General features: G+C 65.6%; 1 protein-coding gene. It reads right to left on the bottom strand.

The window, feature by feature from the left end:
- Positions 1 to 2,000: 2,000 nt before the first annotated feature.
- The gene (locus J1M64_RS18525) at positions 2,001 to 3,356 is read right to left on the bottom strand and encodes an IS256 family transposase (RefSeq protein WP_206475155.1); all 1,356 of its coding nucleotides are present in this window, start codon (positions 3,354 to 3,356) and stop codon (positions 2,001 to 2,003) included.
- Between the last annotated feature and the right edge of the window lie 523 nt (positions 3,357 to 3,879).

Below are 3,879 nucleotides of genomic sequence, written 5' to 3'. Positions count from 1 at the left end.
TCACCCTGACCACCGACCCCGCCACCAGCTCGCCGACGGAGGTGAGCACCGATGACCTGATGCAACTACCCGCCTGACCACCCACGAAGGATCACCATTCAGTTACACCACTTCCAGGGGCTTGACCCCGGCGTTCGCTCTGAGTCCGATCGCGACAGCCAATTGGGTCTTGCCGAATTCGCGTGTATCGGGGAGGACGAGGCAGGCGGCCTCGCCGAAGTTGGTCCTGTTCGCCCGATGCGCGAGCACGTCCCTGCGCAGGAGGGGTTGGGGGTCTACGCAGCGGTCCCCGACCACTTGGTCCGGGGGCGGGCGACGCGCGAGTACACGGCCGGATGCCGGAAGCTCCACGGTGGCGACTCGGCCCGATCCCTTGGCCACGGACAGGGAGATCAACTGCCCGTCAGCAGGGAATTACGTGTCCGCCTACAGGGAGATTGGCTTGGCCGCTAGCACTTGGGCACGCCGGCGGCGTAACCGACCTGGGAGAGCAGTCGACACGATCCGGGGTCCACCGGCACCGGACCGCAATCGAAGAACCGGTGCATTCGTGAGTTCTCGGGACAGAGGATCTCAGCCTTCCGGGCTGTAGCCATGCGGCCGACCTGGTCGGGCATGCGGGAGGTACTCGATCGGGGTGCCGGCGTCTCGCTTGAAGCAGAGCTGGTCGGCCGTCTGCGACCCGTTCCGCGGCATCGGCTGGTACCGCGTGAGGGATGTCCCGCGCGCGAATCTGCTCGTCGGTCTGAGTTGTACGCGTCTCCCGCGCGCCGACCACAGACATGCTGGGCCCAACCACACTGATCGACCGCGGACGATCTTCCGTGACAAGTACGTCTGACACATCGCGACCGACGACACACCAAATGCCGGGGGAGGCCAGAGACGGTTTCGGAACACCGAGGTCTGCCGATCTGGAGACCGGGCGTGCCCGCCCTGGAAGCCGCACTCGACGACTCCTGGGAGACCCGACTCGAGAGCGTGCAGGCATTCGTCCGATCACTTGCCACGACGATAGACGTAGAGATCTGAGAGAAACCAGCATTCTCCGCGGTGTCGGTTGCACCGCGAGGTGGTCTGCACTGCGACCGTTCATCCGACCGGTCGTGATCATGGACCGCGCTGCGCTCATTCATGACGCTGGCGCCGATGATGCCGTCGGGCGAGAACGATCCGCGGTCACCGGGATCCGGGTCACCCGTCTCGTCGGCCCCGTAGTCCCCCGATCCGAATGGGAGCCGCGACCGGGACGCCGACCACCGGCACACCCACCCCCAACCCATCACGAGGGTGGGGCCAAATCAAAACAGCACAGCGGGGCCAATTGGGCTTGACCCTTGTCATTCTCAGGAACACGGCTGATACGCACGTACCATCGCCATGGCCCTCGAACTGGACCTCGATTCGGCCGAGACAGCCCCCGTGCGATGCGATTGCTAGCCCGGTGAGCTCGCCGTCCTCGGTGCTGAAATGTGGACCGGCGACTGCCTTCGTCCGATCCTGCAATGACGATCCCACGCGCGTCCCGGGGGTTCAGCCCGCCGTCACCGACCGCTGATCATGAGTCCGCGTTCTGCGCCGAGGGCGAGGGCACCGTCACGCTGCCGCCCGAGATCGGCTCGGCGGGCGCCCTTCTGGTGGCGGAGAGGGAGTCGAGGATAGAGGCGGCGCCAACATCAGTCCCGGCGGAATCTACATCCACAAAAGCGGTCCCTGCGCTCCCGTCCAGCCCGGCATCGAGCAGGGGCTCGAGCAACGCACCACTGTCCGCCGACTTCCCCATCCCATGTCCAGTGGGCCGTTCGGGAAAAGGAACACCGTTGTCCCTCCGCGCCGATCGGATCCCCTCGATCTCGGAGTCGCGGACGCTTCCGATCCATGGTTCTCTGAGCAAATCTCCCCGATCGGGGTTTACGAGGGAGTGTCGTCAGGGCCCCCCGGTTCGGCGAGGTGCCAGAGCCTGTCAAGATAATTGTGTGAGTTTTGGTTAGTGATGTCTGTCACATGTGGGGGTCGAAGCGTTCCGGGTAGGCCAGTGCGAGTTCGGCCAGTGCGGCTCGCCAACCGTGGATGGTGGCGCCTTCGACGAGTCTGGGGATCGATTTCCGGGGGCCTGCGTGGCCGTCTGCTCGGCGTTGAGCGTCCTTGGCGCGTTCTCGGTCTCGTCGGTCCTCGATGTTGCGTATGGCTAGCCATAGCAGCTTGATCGCGGCGGCATCGCTGGGGAAGTGCCCGCGGTTCTTGGTGATCTTGCGCAGCTGGTAGTTCAGCGACTCGATCGAGTTCGTGGTGTAGATCAGCTTGCGTGTGGCTGGGCCGAAGGCCAGGAACGGGATGAACCGCTCCCAGGCGGCCTCCCACGACCTGACGGCGGTGGGGTACTTGGCGCCCAGCGGCGATTCGGCGAAGGCCTCCAGTGCGACTCTGGCGGCCTCGGCGTTGGCGGCGGTGTAGATCGGCTTGAGTGCCTTGGCCACGTTCTTGCGGTCGCTGTAGGACACGAACCGCATCGAGGCCCGGATCAGGTGCACCACGCAGGTCTGCACCTCGGCGAAAGGCCAGGTCGCGGCAATCGCCTCGGACAGTCCGGTCAGCCCGTCGCAGGCCACGATCAGGACGTCTTTGACGCCGCGATTGGCCAGTTCGGCGCACACGCTGGCCCAGAACGCCGCGCCTTCCTTGGCCTGCACCCAGATGCCGAGCACGTGCTTGACGCCCTCAAGATCGACCCCGACCGCGATGTGGGCAGCGCGGGTCTTCACGTGGGCTCCATCGCGGATCTTGATGTGGATCGCGTCCAGGAACACCACCGGGTAGAACGCCTCCAACGGGCGGTGCTGCCAGGCGGCGACTTCGTCCAGGACCGCGTCGGTGACGTTGGCGATGGACTCGTGCGACAGCTCCACCCCCAGGGTCCGCGCGAGGTGGTGCTCGATCTCCCGGACGGTCATTCCGCCGGCGTACAGCGAGATGATCTGGTCCTCCAGCCCGCCGAGCCGGCGGGCGCCCTTCGGGACGAGCTGGGAGGCGAACGAGCCCTGCCGATCGCGGGGCTGATCCAGTTCCACCGGGCCGACCTCGGTGGCCACGGTCTTGCGCGAAGTGCCGTTGCGGTGGTTTCCGTCCCCGCCACGGGCGTGGGCATCGCGGCCCAGATGCTCGGTCAGCTCGGCGCCCATGCCCCGCTCAAGGACGGCCTTGAGCATCTCGTTCAAAAAGCTGTCCTTGCCAGTCAACTCCAACCCTCGCGAACGGGTCTCGGCGAGTACGTGATCAATCAGCGCATCCGAGAACACCTCCCGGCGAAGCCCAGCAGCGTCTGATACATCCGTAGCGTCGTGGTCGTCAACAGCCATAGCGTTCATGATTCCTCCTCCGGATCAACTCACACAGACCATCTGACACGCCCAGGTGCCACGCTCGATCGATAAGTAGCGACCTCGCCGACGCCCTCTGGTGCCCCGGGCCATCCCTGCATGGAACAACTGCCTACTGCCGGATCCTCGCCAGGCGACGGTGCGACGAACCGCAAAGCGCCCAGCCTTGGCGGACATCAAGCACGGATAGTCGTTCAGACGCCTCCGGTAGTAGAGCAACCGCGGGAAATGAACACGATCTCTGAGGCGTCGCTCGGAGGCCAGGACAGTGTCCGTTCTTCGACCGCACCGCCAGTTGGAGACGAACCCCTGCATCCGGCGATTAGTGGCGGCCGGTGAATGTTCCGGGGACGTCGGATGAGTATCCGAATTGGCGGGTGCCGTTGTCGGGTCCCGGTGGTGAGGTGGTGGGTGTGGAGCAGTTGCGGGGTTCGTTGTTGGCGCGTCGGGTGATGGGTGCTGCCGGCGGTCGGGTGGGGTGAGGGCCGGGCTGGTGGTCGGG

The sequence above is a fragment of the Dietzia sp. KRD202 genome (assembly GCF_017168155.1).
GTDB classification, from domain to species: domain Bacteria; phylum Actinomycetota; class Actinomycetes; order Mycobacteriales; family Mycobacteriaceae; genus Dietzia; species Dietzia kunjamensis.
This window is presented reverse-complemented; position numbering and strand designations above follow the sequence as displayed.